The 17,614-nt window shown below is 61.6% G+C and carries 14 protein-coding genes; 8 read left to right on the top strand and 6 right to left on the bottom strand.

What is annotated here, in order from left to right:
• Positions 1 to 223: 223 nt before the first annotated feature.
• Entirely contained in the window at positions 224 to 1,600 is a 1,377-nt protein-coding gene (gene ffh / locus AAIS01_RS07595) for a signal recognition particle protein (RefSeq protein WP_047227501.1), read from the bottom strand.
• Between the two features lie 207 nt (positions 1,601 to 1,807).
• Here ffh and AAIS01_RS07590 point away from each other — a divergent pair, with 207 nt between their 5' ends.
• From AAIS01_RS07590 to cmoB, 8 genes are all read left to right on the top strand, one after another.
• On the top strand, positions 1,808 to 2,620 hold the full coding sequence (locus AAIS01_RS07590) for a cytochrome C assembly family protein (protein ID WP_343468485.1): 813 nt from the start codon (positions 1,808 to 1,810) through the stop codon (positions 2,618 to 2,620).
• A 12-nt stretch (positions 2,621 to 2,632) separates the two neighbouring features.
• On the top strand, positions 2,633 to 3,874 hold the full coding sequence (locus AAIS01_RS07585) for an HlyC/CorC family transporter (protein ID WP_343468484.1): 1,242 nt from the start codon (positions 2,633 to 2,635) through the stop codon (positions 3,872 to 3,874).
• 400 nt (positions 3,875 to 4,274) lie between these two features.
• Positions 4,275 to 5,588 (top strand): MFS transporter, encoded by a 1,314-nt coding sequence (locus AAIS01_RS07580; protein WP_343468483.1) that lies wholly within the window; start codon positions 4,275 to 4,277, stop codon positions 5,586 to 5,588.
• A gap of 237 nt (positions 5,589 to 5,825) precedes the next feature.
• Complete coding sequence (gene lon / locus AAIS01_RS07575; RefSeq protein WP_092402660.1) at positions 5,826 to 8,240, top strand: endopeptidase La; 2,415 nt, start codon at positions 5,826 to 5,828, stop codon at positions 8,238 to 8,240.
• A gap of 211 nt (positions 8,241 to 8,451) precedes the next feature.
• Positions 8,452 to 8,844 (top strand): protease inhibitor I42 family protein, encoded by a 393-nt coding sequence (locus AAIS01_RS07570; RefSeq protein ID WP_343468482.1) that lies wholly within the window; start codon positions 8,452 to 8,454, stop codon positions 8,842 to 8,844.
• Between the two features lie 2 nt (positions 8,845 to 8,846).
• Positions 8,847 to 9,482: a lysoplasmalogenase gene (locus tag AAIS01_RS07565; RefSeq protein WP_343468481.1), complete on the top strand. Its 636-nt coding sequence runs from the start codon at positions 8,847 to 8,849 to the stop codon at positions 9,480 to 9,482.
• Positions 9,483 to 9,577: 95 nt separating this feature from the next.
• A complete protein-coding gene (gene cmoA / locus AAIS01_RS07560; protein ID WP_343468480.1) occupies positions 9,578 to 10,321 on the top strand; it encodes a carboxy-S-adenosyl-L-methionine synthase CmoA in 744 nt (247 codons plus the stop codon).
• Positions 10,318 to 11,274, top strand: coding sequence for a tRNA 5-methoxyuridine(34)/uridine 5-oxyacetic acid(34) synthase CmoB (gene cmoB, locus AAIS01_RS07555; protein ID WP_343468479.1), 957 nt, complete (start codon positions 10,318 to 10,320; stop codon positions 11,272 to 11,274). The genes cmoA and cmoB overlap by 4 nt, the downstream gene beginning before the upstream one ends.
• Positions 11,275 to 11,432: 158 nt before the next feature.
• Here cmoB and tadA read toward each other — a convergent pair whose 3' ends face one another.
• From tadA to AAIS01_RS07530, 5 genes are all read right to left on the bottom strand, one after another.
• Entirely contained in the window at positions 11,433 to 11,930 is a 498-nt protein-coding gene (tadA, locus tag AAIS01_RS07550; RefSeq protein ID WP_092454074.1) for a tRNA adenosine(34) deaminase TadA, read from the bottom strand.
• Positions 11,930 to 13,306 (bottom strand): multicopper oxidase family protein, encoded by a 1,377-nt coding sequence (locus AAIS01_RS07545; protein WP_186656881.1) that lies wholly within the window; start codon positions 13,304 to 13,306, stop codon positions 11,930 to 11,932. The genes tadA and AAIS01_RS07545 overlap by 1 nt, the downstream gene beginning before the upstream one ends.
• A gap of 164 nt (positions 13,307 to 13,470) precedes the next feature.
• Positions 13,471 to 13,761 (bottom strand): PTS sugar transporter subunit IIB, encoded by a 291-nt coding sequence (locus tag AAIS01_RS07540; protein ID WP_343468478.1) that lies wholly within the window; start codon positions 13,759 to 13,761, stop codon positions 13,471 to 13,473.
• Positions 13,762 to 13,763: 2 nt separating this feature from the next.
• Positions 13,764 to 16,298: a phosphoenolpyruvate--protein phosphotransferase gene (gene ptsP / locus AAIS01_RS07535; RefSeq protein ID WP_343468477.1), complete on the bottom strand. Its 2,535-nt coding sequence runs from the start codon at positions 16,296 to 16,298 to the stop codon at positions 13,764 to 13,766.
• Between the two features lie 71 nt (positions 16,299 to 16,369).
• Complete coding sequence (locus tag AAIS01_RS07530) at positions 16,370 to 17,593, bottom strand: maltoporin (protein WP_343468476.1); 1,224 nt, start codon at positions 17,591 to 17,593, stop codon at positions 16,370 to 16,372.
• Positions 17,594 to 17,614 lie beyond the last annotated feature (21 nt).

Below are 17,614 nucleotides of genomic sequence, written 5' to 3'. Positions count from 1 at the left end.
CAAATCTAAATGCACAGCGGGCATAGGTGCCCGAAAGGCCGCATATTCTAAGGAATATCCGGACTTTTGCAAATGTCTTTTTCCGGCGCCTGGCGCCGTGCGATCAAGATTTGCCATAGAGCCGTCATGAAAAACGGCAGGTCAGCTCCCGTGCAGCACGGGTTTGCTGGAGATCCCCGCATCCGTGCGGGGCAACGCCGACATGACAGCCGGCGCAGATTCTTTACATTTTCGGCATGCCGCCGCCGGGCAACATACCGCCCATGCCGCGCATCATCTTGGCCATCCCGCCCTTGGCGGAGAATTTCTTCATCATCTTCTGCATCTGCTTGTGCTGCTTGATCAAGCGACCGATGTCCTGCACCTGGGTGCCGGACCCCATGGCGATGCGGCGTTTGCGCGAACCGCTGATCAACTCAGGGTCGCGGCGCTCGGCCGGGGTCATGGAGTTGATGATGGCTTCCATCTGCTTGAACTGCTTTTCAGCCGCGCCCTGGGCATTACCCATTTGCGCCAGGTTTACCCCACCGATGCTCGGCAGTTTGTCCATGAGGCCGCCGAGGCCGCCCATGTTCTTCATTTGTTGCAACTGATCGCGGAAGTCTTCGAGGTCGAAACCCTTGCCCTTCTTCAGCTTCTTGGCCAGTTTGTCGGCCTTGTCCTTGTCGAGGGTCTGCTCGGCCTGCTCGATCAGGCTGAGCACGTCGCCCATGCCGAGGATGCGCGAGGCGATACGCTCGGGGTGGAACGGCTCGAGCGCTTCGCTCTTCTCGCCCATACCGATGAACTTGATCGGCTTACCGGTGATGGCACGGACCGACAGCGCGGCGCCACCACGGGCATCACCGTCGACCTTGGTCAGGATCACGCCGGTCAGCGGCAGTGCATCACCGAACGCCTTGGCGGTGTTGGCCGCGTCCTGGCCGGTCATGGCATCAACCACGAACAGGGTTTCCACCGGGTTGATCGCGGCATGCAGCGCCTTGATCTCGCCCATCATCTCTTCGTCGATGTGCAAGCGACCGGCGGTATCGACGATGACCACGTCGATGAATTTCAGTTTTGCTTCTTTAATGGCCGCCTGGGCAATGTCCACCGGCTTCTGGCTCAGGTCGGACGGGAAGAATGTCACGCCGATGTCGTTGGCCAGGGTTTCGAGCTGTTTGATCGCCGCCGGGCGATAGATGTCCGCGGACACCACCATCACCGACTTCTTCTTGCGCTCTTTAAGGAAGCGCGCCAGCTTGCCGGCCGTGGTGGTCTTGCCCGCGCCCTGCAGGCCGGCCATCAGCACCACCGCTGGCGGCACGGCGCTCAGGTTCAGGTCTTCGTTGGCGGCGCCCATCAGGCTTTCGAGTTCGGCCTGGACGATCTTCACGAACGCCTGGCCCGGCGTCAGGCTGCGCGACACCTCGGCGCCGACGGCGCGCTCCTTGACCGAATTGACGAAGTCCTTGACCACCGGCAGGGCGACGTCGGCTTCAAGCAACGCCATACGCACTTCGCGCAGGGTGTCTTTGATGTTGTCCTCGGTCAGCTTCGCCTTGCCGGTAACATGGCGCAGCGTCTGCGAGAGACGGTCGGTTAGGTTTTCAAACATGCGCGATCCTTTCAGGCCCAGATATGACCGGGATAATGGCGGCCCAGACCGTAAAAAGTGTGCTCGGCGAGCCTGCGGCGTGGGCAGGTCGCGGATTATAGCGAAGACTGCGCCCGGCGCACACCTCGCCGTCAGTTGCGCTGGTCTTTCGTGCGATGGGGATTGTATGCCAAACTCAGCGCCTTTCGGGCCTGCCTAACAGGATTTATGCTCCCCTTGTCACCCAGTTTGCTTGCCTCCCTCGCCGCCGCTTGTCTTTATGCCGCTGCGACCTTCTATCAAGGCTCCCGCCTGGCCTCCGGCGCCAAGGCGAACAAACGCCTGCTGGTCATACTTGGCGTGCTGGCGGTGCTCGGCCACGCGGCCAGCCTTTATACCCACCTGATGACGCCCATTGGCCTGGGCCTGGACTTCTTCAACGCCGCCAGCCTCATTGCCGTGGCCGTGATCGCCCTGACGCTGCTGGCCTGCTCACGGATCCCGGTGGAAAACCTGCTGGTGCTGCTTTTCCCGCTGGGACTGGCCACGGTGCTGCTGGCGCAATTCGCGCCGTCGGGCACGGTGCAGATCATTGATGAAGAACCGGGCATCCTGGCCCACATACTGCTCTCGATCCTCGCCTACGGCCTGTTCACCATCGCGGTGTTCCAGGCCTTGCTGCTGCTGGTGCAGGATCACCAGCTCAAGCACAAGCACCCCTCCGGGCTGATCCGCAACTTCCCGCCGCTGCAAACCATGGAAAGCCTGCTGTTCGGTTTCCTCTGGGCCGGCTGGACACTGCTGTCGCTGTCGCTGATTTCTGGCTGGTTGTTCGTCGAGAACCTGTTCGCCCAGCACCTGGTGCACAAAACCCTGTTGGCGTGCCTGGCGTGGGTGGTGTTCAGCGTACTGCTGTGGGGCCGCAACCGTCTGGGCTGGCGCGGCCATAAAGCCATTCGCTGGACCCTGGCCGGTTTCTGCCTGCTGATGCTGGCGTATTTCGGCAGCAAGCTGGTTCGTGAATACATTCTGCATGTCTGACGGACGGCTCTAATGGATAGGTTGCCCGTGGGGCCGCTGTTCGCTGTACTGGTCGTGCTGATTCTCTGGTCCGCCCTGTTCACGGCCATCGAAGCCGCCCAGCAGCATTTGCTGGCCCAACGCAAGGCTTCGCGCGCCGGTGACAAGCCACTGGCGAAGCTGAGCTTCCCGCGGGACAGTCTGATTCTGTGCAATACCCTCTGCCGCGCCCTGGCGGTCGTTATCGGCACGTGGCTGGCAGTCTTTACCTGGCTGCAACACGGCCCCTGGGTGGCGTGGCTCGGTACCAGCGCGGCCCTGCTGGTCTTTGCCGACTACCTGCCGCGCACCTTGGCCACCCGCCACCCCGATGCGGTGTTGGCATTAGGCAACGCCCTGCTTGGCGTGCCCTTGAAGCTTCTGTATCCATTTGCCTGGCTGTTGAATGGCATCAGTCAATTGCTGCTGCGTCCGTTTGCCCGCCAGGCAAGCGTGGTACAGCAAAACGACGATGAGATGCCCACACCCGCGCGCAACGATCACGAACCCGAATACAGCAGCGGCCGGCCGCACCCGGTTTCCGGCATCCATGCTCTGGACAACATTACCGTCAACGATATTCTCGTGCCCCGCAGCGAGGTCGATGGCATCAACCTCGACGACCCCATCGGTGAGATCATTGAGCAACTGCGCCTGAACCGCCGCACTCGCCTGCCGGTGTTTCACAGTGACATCAATCAGGTCGAAGCAGTGCTCAACACCCGCCAGATCCGCCACCTGCTCAAGGACGCGAGCCTGACCCAGGAAGCGTTGCTGGCTGCCTGCCACGAACCCTACTTCGTCCCCGAAAGCACGCCACTGCAGCTGCAATTGCTGAATTTCCACAAGCAGCAACGGCGTCTGGGCATGGTGGTAGATGAATATGGCGAAGTGCTGGGCATCGTCACCCTGGAAGACATCCTTGAAGAAATCGTCGGGGAGTTCGAAAGCGAGCACAGCCTCGACAACCCCCACGTTCATCCCCAGCCTGATGGTCGACTTTTGATCGACGGTGCCGCATCAATCCGCGAACTGAACAGAACGCTGGGCTGGCACCTGCCTTGTGAAGGCCCCAAGACTCTCAATGGCCTGGTGACCGAGGCGCTGGAAACCATTCCCGAAAGCCCGGTCTGCCTGAAGATCGGCCGCTATCGCCTGGAAATCATCGAAACCGTGGATAACCGCGTCAGCCAGGTGCTGGTGTGGCACAACAGTTCGGTGCCTGCAGTTTCCTGATTCCCCACGAGCTCAAGGTGAAACACTGTTGTGGCGAGGGGATTTATCCCCGCTGGGTCGCGCAGCCGCCCCAACTAATTAGCTCAGTTGCATCAGATTCAGCGCAACGTTTTTTGGGACTGCTTCGCAGTCCAACGGGGATAAATCCCCTCGCCACAAAAGCTCGCTTCGGCGTCAATAGATATTGTCGATTCGTTAGCACCCTTCCTATACTCAACCCGCTTATCCAGCGCCGCCCGAACCTTGTGCTTACCCCGCACCCAACCGGTTCCGGCCAGTCCATCGGCAAAATCTGCATCAACCCTGGGACTGTTCCTACCGGAAACAGCGCCAGCGGCCCGAGGGAGTTCGACCATAATAATTCGCTCCAATGGAGCACATGACTGTCAGGGATCACCGCATGACAACGACCACTTGCAACGAAGCTGTGTCTGCCCCGCCGACGAACTCCGCCACTCGCGTGGCGACCGCCAGTTTCATCGGCACAGCCATCGAGTTCTATGACTTCTACGTCTACGCCACGGCTGCGGCCCTGGTGATTGGGCCGGTGTTCTTCCCGCAGACTTCAGGCACGGCACAAATGCTCTCGTCCTTCCTGACGTTCGGCATCGCCTTCCTCGCTCGCCCGTTGGGCTCGGCGCTGTTCGGCCATTTCGGCGACCGGATCGGGCGCAAGTCCACGCTGGTGGCGTCCCTGCTACTGATGGGAGTATGTACCACGCTGATCGGCGTGCTGCCCGGTTACGCCAGCATTGGTGCCTGGGCGCCGATCCTGCTGTGCGTGCTGCGTTTTGGTCAGGGGCTAGGCCTGGGCGGTGAATGGGGCGGCGCGGCGCTGCTCGCCACCGAGAACGCACCCAAGGGCAAACGCGCCTGGTTCGGCATGTTTCCCCAGTTGGGGCCTTCCATTGGTTTCCTGGCGGCCAACGGGCTGTTCCTGACCCTGGCCATGACCCTGGACGACGAGCAGTTCCGTTCCTGGGGCTGGCGGATCCCGTTCCTGCTCAGTGCGGTGCTGGTGATCGTCGGCCTCTATGTGCGACTCAAGCTTCATGAAACCCCCGTATTCGCCGATGCCATGGCCCGTCAGGAACGGGTGAAAGTGCCGCTGGTCGAGCTGTTCAGCCAGTACTGGGCGCCGACATTGCTGGGCGCCGCGGCGATGGTGGTGTGTTATGCGCTGTTCTACATCTCGACCGTGTTTTCCCTGAGCTACGGCGTAGCCACCCTTGGCTACAGCCGCGAAACCTTCCTCGGCCTGCTGTGCTTTGCAGTGCTGTTCATGGCCGCCGCGACGCCGCTGTCGGCCTGGGCCAGCGACCGCTACGGGCGCAAACCGATTCTGATCATCGGGGGTGTGCTGGCGATTGCCTCGGGTTTCCTCATGGAACCCTTGCTGACCCAAGGAACGACCTGGGGCGTGGCGCTGTTCCTGTGCATCGAGTTGTTTCTGATGGGCGTGACTTTCGCCCCCATGGGCGCCTTGCTACCGGAACTGTTCCCCACCCATGTGCGCTATACCGGCGCCTCGGCCGCCTACAACCTGGGCGGCATCGTCGGCGCTTCGGCAGCCCCGTTCTTTGCCCAGAAACTGGTGGCAATGGGCGGTTTGAGCTACGTCGGCGGTTATGTCTCGGCAGCCGCGGTGCTCAGCGTGATCGCGGTGCTGTGCCTGAAAGAGACGCGCCATAATGATTTGAACAGGGTTGCCTGACCTGAAGACTGACGCGAATCCCGAACTGCGGAGGAGCTGACGAGCGAAGCGAGGCTGCGATCTTTTGATCTTTCACTTGGACCTCAAGCGTTTGTGGAAAGATCGCAGCCTCGTTTCGCTCGACAGCTCCTACGGACGTCAAACCCGCCAATGAAATAACAGCTAACAATCGCCCACCATTGAAACCACCCCTCACCTGCCCCATCTAAGACCCATACCCCATTGCGCAGGTGCCCCATGAGCGACCAGCACTCTACTGAAGCCACAAACGATTACGCTGACCCCGAACACATCGAACACACCTCCTCCGGCACTGGCCTGGCCCTGCCCGGGCAAAACCTGCCGGACAAGGTCTACATCATTCCAATCCATAATCGCCCGTTCTTCCCGGCCCAGGTGCTGCCGGTCATTGTCAATGAGGAACCCTGGGCCGAAACCCTGGAATTGGTTGCCAAATCCGAACACCATTCCCTGGCGCTGTTTTTCATGGACACGCCCCAGGAAGACCCGCGCCACTTCGACACGTCGGCGTTGCCGCTGTACGGCACGCTGGTCAAGGTGCACCACGCCAGTCGCGAAGGCGGCAAACTGCAGTTCGTTGCCCAGGGCCTGACCCGCGTTCGCATCCGTACCTGGCTCAAGCACCATCGCCCACCGTACCTGGTGGAAGTCGAATACCCGCACCAGCCAAGCGAGCCGACCGACGAGGTCAAGGCTTATGGCATGGCGTTGATCAATGCGATCAAGGAACTGCTTCCACTCAATCCGCTGTACAGCGAAGAGTTGAAAAACTACCTCAACCGCTTCAGCCCCAACGACCCTTCGCCCCTGACTGACTTTGCCGCTGCGCTCACCTCGGCCACCGGCAGTGAGCTGCAGGAAGTGCTCGATTGCGTCCCCATGCTCAAACGCATGGAAAAAGTGCTGCCGATGCTGCGCAAGGAAGTTGAAGTCGCGCGGTTGCAGAAGGAGATTTCTGCCGAGGTCAATAACAAGATTGGCGAACATCAGCGCGAATTCTTCCTCAAGGAGCAGCTGAAGGTTATCCAGCAAGAGCTGGGGCTGACCAAGGACGACCGCAGCGCCGATCTCGAACAATTCGAGCAACGGCTGGAGGGCAAGGACCTGCCGGCCCAGGCGCAAAAGCGCATCGAAGAGGAAATGAACAAGCTCTCGATCCTGGAAACCGGCTCGCCGGAATACGCCGTCACCCGCAATTACCTCGATTGGGCGACGTCGGTGCCATGGGGCGTGTACGGCCAGGACAAGCTCGACCTCAAGCACGCGCGCAAGGTGCTCGACCAGCACCACGCCGGATTGGGCGACATCAAGGACCGCATCCTCGAGTTTCTCGCCGTAGGTGCCTATAAAGGCGAAATCAGCGGTTCCATCGTGCTGCTGGTGGGACCACCGGGGGTAGGCAAGACCAGTGTCGGCAAATCCATCGCTGAAACCCTGGGGCGGCCGTTCTACCGCTTCAGCGTCGGCGGCATGCGCGATGAAGCCGAAATCAAGGGCCATCGGCGCACCTACATCGGTGCCCAGCCGGGCAAGCTGGTGCAGGCGCTCAAGGACGTCGAAGTGATGAACCCGGTGATCATGCTCGACGAGATCGACAAGATGGGCCAGAGCTACCAGGGCGATCCGGCCTCGGCCCTGCTGGAAACCCTCGACCCGGAGCAGAACGTCGAATTCCTCGATCACTACCTGGACCTGCGCCTGGACCTGTCGAAAGTGCTCTTCGTGTGCACCGCCAACACCCTGGACTCGATCCCCGGGCCGCTGCTGGACCGGATGGAAGTGATTCGCCTGTCGGGCTATATCACCGAAGAGAAGATCGCCATCGCCAAGCGCCATTTGTGGCCCAAACAACTGGCCAAGGCCGGCGTGTCCAAAGGCAGCCTGAATATCTCCGACAGCGCCCTCAAGGCCCTGATCGACGGCTATGCCCGTGAAGCCGGGGTGCGGCAGCTGGAGAAACAGCTGGGCAAGCTGGTGCGCAAGGCGGTGATGAAACTGATCGACGACCCGAAGGCCGTGATCAAGCTCGGGCCCAAGGACCTCGAGGCATCCCTGGGCAAGCCGGTGTTCCGCAACGAGCAAGTGCTGTCCGGCGTCGGTGTGATTACCGGCCTGGCCTGGACCAGCATGGGCGGCGCGACCCTGCCGATCGAAGCGACGCGCATCCACACGCTCAATCGCGGCTTCAAGCTCACCGGGCAGTTGGGGGAGGTGATGAAAGAGTCAGCGGAAATCGCCCACAGCTACGTCAGCTCGCATCTGAAGCAATTTGGTGGCGATCCGAAGTTCTTCGACGAAGCCTTCGTTCACTTGCATGTACCGGAAGGCGCCACCCCCAAGGACGGTCCGAGTGCCGGGGTGACCATGGCCAGCGCCTTGCTGTCCCTGGCACGCAACCAGGCACCAAAAAAAGGCGTGGCCATGACCGGCGAACTGACCCTCACCGGGCACGTGCTGCCCATTGGTGGGGTGCGCGAGAAAGTGATCGCGGCGCGACGGCAGAAAATCAATGAGCTGATCCTGCCGGAAGCCAACCGGGGCAACTTCGAAGAGCTGCCGGACTACCTCAAGGAAGGCGTCACCGTGCACTTTGCCAAGCGGTTTGCTGATGTGGCTAAGGTGTTGTTCTGATAATTCTGTAGCGCCTGTGCGGGCCCCATCGCGGGCAAGCCTTGCTCCCACAGAGGTCGATGTCGCTCACAGATTGTGTGTGCAACCAAGATCCATTGTGGGAGCAATGGCTTGCCCGCGATGGCGTCATCAGCAACAACATATCCCCACCTGACACACCCAGTAGCATCTTCGGTTATGCTCGCCGTTCGTCGTGAATGCCGGAGCCCTTATGTCCCTCACCCGCCTGCTCGTCCCTGTAAGCCTTGCCCTGCTGAGTGCCTGTGCCACGCAACCGAAACACAACGTGACCGTGGAAAAACTGAGCCAGTGCCCGGTGCAGCTCACTAACGGCCAGAACCTGATCCTGAATTTGCCCAGCAACCCCAGCACTGGCTATCGCTGGGCGATCCAGGATTCGGCTGGCGGCGTGTTGAAGGCCTTGGGACCTGAGGTTTACCGTAACCCGGAAGACGCCGGCATCGTCGGCGCGGCCGGGGTATCCACCTGGCGTTTCCAGGCATTTGCGGCTGGAACCGGTCGCTTGCGCCTGACTTATCAACAGCCCTGGGCACCTGAAGTACCGCCGGTGGAAACCTTCGACTGCGCCATTTCGGTGAATTGACCATGGGTTGGCTGATCCTTGCATTGATGGGCGCGGCCACCTATGTGTACGGGCTCACGGTGCATGCCACCCTGCTGTGCCTGCTGGTCAAGCCGATGCCAGTACTGGCCCTGCTCGGCTGGCTGCACGATGCGCCACCCAGCGAATATCGGCGCTGGATCAGCCTGGGATTGATTTTCTCGCTGGTGGGCGATGTGCTGCTGGCTTGGCCAGGGGATCTGTTCGTGTTTGGCCTTGGCGTGTTTTTGCTGGCGCACCTGGCCTACCTGAAAGCCTACCTCAGCGACTGTCGCCGTCCGGCGTTGCTCTCACTGGCCCTGGCCTTGGGGCTTGGGGCAACGCTGCTGGGAATTCTGATATCAAGCGGTCTCGGGCCTTTGCTGGTCCCGGTGATTGTCTATGGCCTGGCCATCAGCGCCATGCTCTGGCGTGCGCTGGCGCGATTGGGCACTGAAGTCCCCGAACGTTCGGCCTGGCTGGCCGCTGCCGGGGCGCTGGCGTTTGTATTTTCCGACAGTGTCATTGGCATCAACCGCTTCGTGGCGCCCTTTCATGCCGCGCCTTACCTGATCATCATCAGCTATTGGCTGGGCCAGTGGGGGATTGCGGCGTCAGCGTTCAGCCAAAAACCGCATTGAGCCAGCGAGCAAGCTTGCCTCCCACAAAGGCTCGCTCCCAGAGGTTTTTTGGTTAAAATGCCGGCCTTTTCACCACCCATGCCGCTGGAACTGCCGTGAGCAAAGAACCCGATCGTCTATTCGCCCAGCCCCTGGCCCAGGTGCCTGACTTCGCCTTTAACGAGGACGTGGTGCGGGTGTTTCCGGACATGATCAAACGTTCGGTGCCGGGTTACCCGACCATCGTCGAGAACCTTGGCGTGCTCGCCGCGCAATTTGCCCAGCCGGGCACCGTCCTCTACGACTTGGGTTCGTCCCTGGGCGCGGTGACCCAGGCGCTGCGCCGCCATGTGCGCACCGACGGTTGCCGAGTGATTGCGGTGGATAACTCGGCGGCCATGGTTGAGCGCTGCCGCGAGTACCTTAACGGCCAGGACTCGATGTTCCAGGAGTTGCTACCGGTTGAAGTGATCGAAGGCGACATCCTCGCCCTGACGTTCCAGCCGGCCTCGGTGGTTGCGCTGAACTTCACCCTGCAATTCATCGCGCCGGATCAACGTACCGCCTTGTTGAGCCGCATCCGCCAGTCCCTGCTGCCCGGCGGTGCATTGATCCTCTCGGAAAAGCTGCGCTTTAACGATGAACAAGAGCACGCGCTGCTCACCGACCTGCATGTGGCGTTCAAGCGCGCCAACGGGTACAGCGAGCTGGAGATTGCCCAGAAACGCAGCGCCATCGAAAACGTCATGAAACCCGACAGCCTCGAAGAACACCGCGAACGCCTGCTGGCGGCCGGTTTCTCGAAAGTCGTGCCGTGGTTCCAGTGTCTTAACTTTACCTCGTTGATTGCGCTGCCATGATTGATCTGTCTCCCCTGGCCCGCCATCTGGCCGGCACCCCCCTGGCCGATTGGGCAGCGACGTTGCAAACGCAACTGGACAGCAAAATGGAAAAGGGTCATGGCGACCTGGAGCGCTGGCAGAGCGCCCTCGATGCCTTGCCAGTGCTGCAACCGAGCCGGGTCGACCTGCTGAACGGCCTGACCCTCGACACCGATTGCAGCGACGAAACCCGTGCACAGATGCGCACCGCGCTGATGGGCCTGTCGCCCTGGCGCAAAGGGCCTTTCGATCTGTTTGGCGTGCATGTGGATACCGAATGGCGTTCGGACTGGAAGTGGTCGCGGGTGGCCCCGCACCTGGACCTGACGGGCAAGCGCATTCTCGATGTGGGCTGTGGCAACGGTTATTACATGTGGCGGATGCTCGGCGCCGGGGCCGATACGGTGATCGGCGTCGACCCCAACTGGCTGTTCTTCTGCCAGTTCCAGGCGGTGCAGCGCTACCTCGCGCAGCCCAACGCCTGGCACCTGCCTTTCCCATTCGAGGCCCTGCCGCCGGAGCTGGAAGGCTTCGACACGGTGTTTTCCATGGGCGTGTTCTACCACCGCCGCTCGCCGATCGAGCATCTGCTGGCGCTCAAGGACTGCCTGGTCAAGGGCGGAGAGCTGGTCCTGGAAACATTGGTGATCGAGGGCGACGAACATCAGGTGCTGGTGCCCGAGGATCGCTACGCGCAGATGCGTAACGTCTGGTTCCTGCCTTCGGTCCCGGCCCTGGAACGCTGGCTGCGCCGCGCCGGGTTCAGCGATGTGCGTTGCGTCGACGTGAGCATCACGACGGTGGAAGAACAGCGCGGCACTGAGTGGATGAAATATCAGTCGCTGAGCGACTTTCTCGACCCCGCCGACCACAGCAAGACCATCGAAGGCCTGCCGGCGCCGATGCGGGCGGTGATTGTGGCGCGTAAATAAATCGCCCCCACTGTGCGCGAGCTTCTGTGGGAATGAACCTGTGGGAGCAAGGCTTGCCCGCGATGGCGGCAGCGCGGTCTATAGCAAGACCGCGTTATCGTTCATCGCGGGCAAGCCTTGCTCCCACAGAGATTCACTCCCACATTAGGGGGGCGGCGTCAATGTTGGGATTTGGCCCGGCGAGCCTTGAAAAACTCACTCAACATCGCACTGCACTCTTCAGCCAGCACCCCGCCCTCGAACATCACTCGATGATTCAGGAACCCCTGACTAAAAAATTGCCCCTGGCTTTGCACAATGCCGGCCTTGGGCTCCAGGGCGCCGTAGACGACCCGGGCGATGCGCGAATGGACGATGAGGCCGGCGCACATGCTGCAGGGCTCCAGCGTCACATAGAGGGTGCTGCCGGGCAGGCGATAGTTGCTCACGGCCTGGGCGGCGGCGCGGATGGCGACCATTTCCGCGTGGGCGCTGGGGTCATGTCCGCTGATCGGGCAGTTGAAGCCGCGGCCGATGATCTCACCGTCCTGCACCAGCACCGCGCCCACCGGCACTTCCCCCAGGGCCGCGCCTTGTGCGGCGAGGGCCAGGGCTTCACGCATGAAATCCTGGTCACGGCTGCGATCAATGATCCGGGCAGGACGAATCTGGCGCATCACGCCACCTCGATGGCGGCCATCAGGCCGGTTTCCATGTGGTCGATCACATGGCAATGGAACATCCACACCCCCGGGTTATCCGCCACCAGCGCGACCTGCGCCCGCTCGTTCTTGCCCAGCAGATAGGTGTCGGTGAAATACGGGATGACCTTGTGCCGGTTGGAAGCAATCACTTTGAAGCTCATGCCGTGCAAATGGATCGGATGCTGGTACTGAGTCATGTTCTTCAATTCAAAAATGTAACTCTGGCCTTTCTTCAGCGTGGCGATTGGCCGGTCGGCGCAGGTCTTGTCGGTGATGTCCCAGGCCTTGCCGTTGATCTGCCAAAGGCTGGGCGGTTTGCCGTTGTCGACGTTGACCGACACCGAACCGACCCACTCGAAATTGAAGTTGAGTTTCTCGGCATTGGCCAGGTCGGGCTCGGCCACCGGGTTAGGTGGCAGCGCGGGCGGCCACTGGGCCGGCGCCTCGTTGTTGGGCACGGAGCGCAACGTGCCCAGGCGCACCGGGCCATTGCGCAATGACAACTCTTCCCCGGCCGGCGGCGCCTTGATCGCCAGACAAATACGCATGCCCGGCCCCAGCCAGTATTCCTTGCCCAACGGGCGCGGCTCGACCGGGTTGCCGTCCAGGGCGTAGATCTGCGCCTCGACGCCAGGAATGTTGATGCGATAAGTCAGGGTATTGTCCAGGTTCAGCAAGCGTACCCGAGTGATCTGTCCGGCTGGCAGATCAATGACCGGCAGCGACACGCCGTTGATGGTCGACAGACGCCCGGCCGTCCCGCCCCGGGCTGCTTCACGGGGAATGCTAAAGGCGACGAACTCGCCTTGCTCATCCACATGCCAGTTCTTCAGGCTCAGGGTCTGCTCGTATTTGAAGCCGGTGGGCTCGCGCTCTTCGACAATCAAGGGCCCGACAAGCCCGCGCCCCAGTTCTTCGCTGCTGTTGACGTGGGGGTGATACCAATAGCTGCCGGCGTCCGGCACACGGAACTTGTAATCAAAATACTCACCCGGCAGCACCGGCAATTGCGAGACATACGGCACGCCGTCCATCTCCAGCGGCAGCCGGATACCGTGCCAGTGAATGGTGGTCGCCACCGGCAGGTGATTGATGAAGCGCACCCGCAACCATTCGCCCTGGCGCACCCGCAATTCGGTGCCCGGTGCCGACGGACCAAAGGCCCAGGCCTGGGTCTTGTGCCCGGCCACCAGCTCAACGTCCAGCGGTGCCGCGATCAGCTCATAGTCGTGACCGGCCTCGGCATCGGCCATCTTGCCCAACCAATACCGCGAGGCGCCCCCCGCGCCTACGCCAACGACAACAAGACCGGCCAGGCCACCGAGTATTTGGCGACGGGTAAAGGACATGAAGCGACCACCTTTGAATCTGCGGCGAACCGACAGGTCCGCAAAAGGCGAATACGATACACCCGCAGATGAGAAACAGTAAGAGTGGTTATGACCAAGGGATGTCATCCTGTTGATGGACAATCTGTTTCCCTTGCCAAAGATCGCTTACCACAGGCCCAGGCTCAGGCTTGCAAGCCGGTAATCAGATGCAACACGCCGTTTCCCAGCGTCATCACCCCGGCCACCCCGGCCGCACTCAGCGCCGCCCGGTCGATTCGTCCCACATCCCGCAACTCCACCCGCAGCCGCGTCAATGCCACCGGCTGATGGGATTTGAGGTTATCCACGCCACCCAGCGCGGCGACGATGGCCGGTGACAGCTCATCAGCCGCTGTCGCTGACCTAGGCAGTTCCTCCGGTACCAGGTCCGGGGTCAGGGCTTTCCAGAATGCCTGTTGCAGTTTGTCGAACATGTTCAATGCTCCATGGCCAGGGTGGCCGGATTGGCTGTGGATGAATGCCTGCGCAAGAGGTCGCGCACCTGCTCGGCGCTTTCCTGGGCCAAGGCCTGTTGGGCCAGCGTACGGCATTCGCTCAGATCCCATTCACGCACGCCGGCCTTGATGGCCGGAATCAACGGCACGCTGACCGATAGCTCATCCACGCCAAGGCCCAGTAACACCGGTACCGCCAAGGTTTCCGACGCCAGCGCGCCACACACCCCGACCCACTTGCCATGGGCGTGAGCGGCCTCGACCGTCCGGGCGATCAGGCGCAGCACCGACGGATGCAGGCCATCGGCCTGGCTGGCCAAACGCGGGTGGTCGCGGTCCATGGCCAAGGTGTACTGGGTCAAGTCGTTGGTCCCGATGGAGAAGAAATCCACTTCGGGAGCAAACAGGTCGGCCATCAGGGCCGCCGCCGGAACTTCGATCATGATGCCCAGCTTCGGCGTTTGCGGCAGGCCCAGGTTGCGCACCTCTTCGTCCAACATCTGCCGCGCCAGGCGCAACTCCGACAGTTGGGTGACCATTGGCAGCATGATGTGCAGCCGCGTCAGGCCCGAACAGGCGAGAATTGCCCGGAACTGTTCGCGCAACAGCTGCGGTCGCTCCAGGCACAGGCGAATACCGCGCATGCCCAAGAACGGATTGGCCTCGCGGGCCATCGGCACATAGGCCAGCGGCTTGTCCCCGCCCACATCCAGGGTACGCACCACCAGATTGCGCTCGGCCCCCAGGGCCCGGGCGACGGCGCTGTACAAGGCCGCTTGCTCGTCATGGCCAGGTGGGTGGGCGCGATCCAGGTAAAGCAGTTCGGAGCGCAACAATCCGACACCTTCGCCTCCCAGGGTGATGGCCTGCTCCACGTCCTGTAGCGACCCCACATTGGCACTCACTTCGACTCGATGACCATCAAGGGTACGGGCCGCCAGGGCTGATTGTTCAAGGTCACGCCGCTGCCGTCGCAACTGTCGGTCACGGGAGGCCTGGAGTTGTTCAATCCGCATCGGATCTGGATTCAAGTGCAGTTCGCCGCTGTCGGCGTCCAGCAACACCGGGGTGCCGTTGGCGAGGGTCAATACCTGCTCAGGCACACCACACAACGACGGCAGGCCCAGCGCACGGGCCAGGATCGCCACATGGCTGGTAGCACCGCCCCCCACCGTGACGAAACCGGCGATTCGCGAGGTGTCCAGGTTGGCGGTCTGGGATGGCGTCAGCTGCGCGGCCACCAGGATCGACTGCTCGGGCAGGTCCAAGATGTGGTCCTGCACGCCGAGAATCAGCTTGAGGACCCGATGCCCGACATCGGACAGGTCCATCGCGCGCTCGGCCAGCAGGGCACTGCCCGATTGCTGGAATTGCGTGGCGGTGGTTTCGGTCGTGGTTTTCCAGGCAAAGGCCGCACTCTTGCCTTCGAGGATCAAATTCCGAGCCTGCTCCAGCAAGGTGGGGTCTTCCAGCAACTCCTGATGAGCGCTAAAAATCTGGGCCTGGACGCTGCCCGCACTCTCAATCTGCAACGCCTTCAATGCCTGGTTGGCCTGGTCCAACGCCTGGTCCAGGAGGGACTGCTCGATCTCGACTCCCGCGCCTGACGCGTGCACTTCCAACGCCTGGGTCGCAATCTGCACCACCACGCCCGACACCGAGCCTGGCGAGGCACACACGCCTTGCCAGCGATCAGGCGTGGGCGATTCGACGCACATGGGCACTTCTGGTGTTGGCTGCGCCCGGACGGATTCGCCGCAGCCCGCCAACAATAGTTGCGTCAGTGCCTCGAGCGCCTGTTCGGCCTGTGGACCGGCGGCACTGATCTGCAAACTGTCGCCCTGGCCCGTCTGCAACGCCATGATCGCCACCACGGATTTGGCATTGGCGCTGGCTTGCTGCTTGTGCAAGCAGATGTCCGCATCAAAGCCTTTGGCTGCCTGGGCGAACACCGCAGCGGGACGCGCATGCAGACCGCTGTCATTCGGCAGGACCAGCGGCTTGGAAAACAGCACCGAGCCCTGTTGCGCCTGTGCACCCTGCCCTTGTGTCCCTTGACTCACCTGCAGCAGCGGCTGACCGCTTTCCACACAGGACGGCTGGGCCGGTATCAGAATGAAGTCTTCGCCAGTGACCACCAGCATCAACGTCAACAGACTGCGCGCGTGCAAGGCGATGTAGTCGGCATCGAAATCGATCAGTGGTTGCCCGACCTCGACTCGTTGACCTATTTCTACCCGGGAAGTAAAGCCCTTGCCCGCCAGGTTCACCGTGTCCAAGCCGATGTGCATCAACACCTGAACGCCGTTGTCACCGGTGACACTCACCGCATGGGCGCTGTCCTGGAGCGTGCCGACGACACCGGAGAGCGGCGCGCAAAGGGTCTGCGAAGTTGGATCGATGCAGATTCCATCCCCCACTACACGGTTGGAGAAGACCGGATCAGGCACGTTGTCCAAGGGCATCAAGACCCCGGACAACGGTGCGAGCAATTGCAAAGGTTGCGTTGTGTTCATGACTTCACCTGCTGCTGTCTGTTCTTTTCGCATCGCGGGCATGGAAAGTCCACCGACCCGCGCCACACGGGTCATTTCCACCAGTACTCGACCTGCACGCCCACGTTGGAACCATGCCGCGCGCCGCCAAATGCACCGGTGTCGGACAGCGCCGAACCGGCCGCCAATTCATTGGCTGCGCGCTGGGCCGCCGCGTTCCAACTGGCGTAGGTGTAATACAGTCGTACTTCCGGGCGAGCCCAGAACTCCGGGCCCTTGGGCGACCAAGTAGGGGCAAAGGTGAATTTGCTCAGCTTGCGCGTCCCATCGCGGGCCTGCACTTGGTCGTGACCCAGTTCGGCCACCAGCTTGAACTGATCAGTGATGGCGTAGGCCGGGCGAACCCCCAACGACAGCCAGTCCTGGTCGGCACCCTCGGGGCGGATATCCTTCTGGTACACCGCCTGCACCTGCCCGCCGAAACGCGGTGTGACCTGCCAATCGAAAAACTCCACCAGACGATAGCTCTTGTTGCTGTCGTCCAGCCCGGTGTCGCCGGTATAACCCAGCCCAGTGCCGGGCCCTTCGCCATATTGCAAGGCCAGTTTATTCTTGCCGCCAAGGAAGTCCTGCTGCACATGCTGGGCGGTCAGGGCCCAACCGCGATGAGCGTCGCGACGATTCGCTTGGTCAATGAAGCTCACGCCGAACTCCAGCTCGCCACCGGGGTTGGTATCGAAGCCGCCCACGTTGAAATCATGCCGGTTGACCGGATCTTTCTGGTACAGGTTGTCCTTGCGCGAAAAGGCGTAGCTGTATTTCAGCCCGCCGATCAACACGTCCTCGATTCCGGCGCCGGTGGCACTCTGGTTCCAGTAGTAGAAATCGGAAATATGGATGTCGTTACGTTTGTAGTAACGCCGACCGGCCCAGAGCGAGCCTCCGTTCAGGCTGGGCATGTTCGACCACTGGGCATACATCTGCGGCATCCGTGCCGCACCGTTTTCGCCCCGGAAAGTCGGCGTGCGGTCGTAACGGTTATACAGCGACGCCATGCCATCCACGCTCAGCACCGAGCCGTCGTCGAGGGTGAAAAGATCCTGGCGCAGCTCCAGTTCGCCATATTGTTCGCACTCGTTGCCCAATCGGTATTTGCTTTGCGCCCCGGGCAACTGGAAACAGGATTGGGAGCGGCCATTGGTGGCGCTGCCGACGCCACTGCGCAGGTAGCCGGAGAACTCCAGAGCCTGGGCCGGAAATGGCAACGTCAGGCAGATACAAGACACCGCAAGTCCACGATTTATTGTTATTTTCATATGCCGCCCTTTCTTTTTTAT

It is taken from the genome of Pseudomonas halotolerans (assembly GCF_039581215.1).
GTDB classification, from domain to species: Bacteria; Pseudomonadota; Gammaproteobacteria; order Pseudomonadales; family Pseudomonadaceae; genus Aquipseudomonas; species Aquipseudomonas tehranensis.
The sequence above is the reverse complement of the archived record's forward strand: the minus strand, read 5'-3'. Positions and strand labels throughout refer to the sequence as shown.